The sequence below is a fragment of the Oleiphilus sp. HI0043 genome, from assembly GCF_001634935.1.
In genome coordinates this window covers 1-1,143 of record NZ_LWEY01000228.1, presented here as the reverse complement: position 1 = coordinate 1,143, position 1,143 = coordinate 1, and the positions used below count along the sequence as shown (strand labels likewise).

Here is a 1,143-nt window from a genome sequence, read left to right as displayed (position 1 = left end):
AAAGTTTGTTTAGACTGGTTAGGCCGGACACCTGCTGCGAAAATCGCTAGGCACTGCGCATGTCGCAACTTGAGTGTGACAATTTAGTGCAGTGCTCGGCACTTGAAATAACATGAAACAAACCTTTGTTTCGAATACGTCCAAAAATGGAGAAATTAGAATGTCAGAGAAAACTCTCGGCCTAATCAAAGAAAACGAAGTCACATGGGTCGACCTTCGCTTCACAGATACTCGCGGTAAAGAACAACACGTAAGCATTCCATCTTCTGAAGTTGACGAAGACTTCTTCGAAGAAGGCAAAATGTTTGACGGTTCATCAATTGCTGGCTGGAAAGGCATCAACGAATCAGACATGATCCTTATGCCTGAAGACGCTACAGCAGTACTTGACCCGTTCACAGAAGAAAGCACTTTGATCGTTCGTTGTAACATCGTTGAGCCTTCAACTATGCAAGGCTACGAGCGCGACCCACGCTCTGTTGCGATCCGTGCTGAAGAATACTTGAAGTCTACAGGTATCGCTGACTCTGCATTGTTTGGTCCAGAGCCAGAATTCTTCGTATTTGATGACGTTAAGTGGAAAGCCGACATGAACGGCGCTATGTACGAAATCAACTCTGAAGAAGCTGCTTGGGGTAGCCACGCAGAATTCGAAGGCGGTAACATTGGTCACCGTCCAGGCGTTAAAGGCGGTTACTTCCCAGTACCACCAGTTGACTCTCTACACGACCTTCGTGCAGCAATGTGTGCAGCGATGGAAGCAATGGGTCTAGTAATCGAAGTACACCACCACGAAGTTGGTACTGCTGGTCAGTGTGAAATCGGTGTTGGCGCTAATACACTAGTAAACAAGGCTGATGAAGTTCAGATCCTTAAGTATTGTGTACACAACGTTGCTCACGCTTACGGCAAGACTGCGACATTTATGCCTAAGCCAGTAGTTGGCGATAACGGTTCTGGCATGCACGTTCACATGTCTCTTGCAAAAGATGGCGTTAACGTTATGGCTGGTGACGGCTATGCTGGTCTATCTGATGAGTGCCTATACTACATCGGCGGTATCATTAAGCACGCTAAGACTTTGAACGCTTTCACTAACGCTTCTACTAACTCATACAAGCGTTTGGTTCCAGGCTTCGAAGC

At 46.7% G+C, this 1,143-nt stretch carries 1 protein-coding gene; it reads left to right on the top strand.

The genetic code is table 11. The features are described 5' to 3' along the window. Nucleotides 1-160 precede the first annotated feature (160 nt). On the top strand, nt 161-1,143 hold a 983-nt coding region (gene glnA, locus A3729_RS03650; protein ID WP_068633192.1), incomplete at its 3' end, for a type I glutamate--ammonia ligase.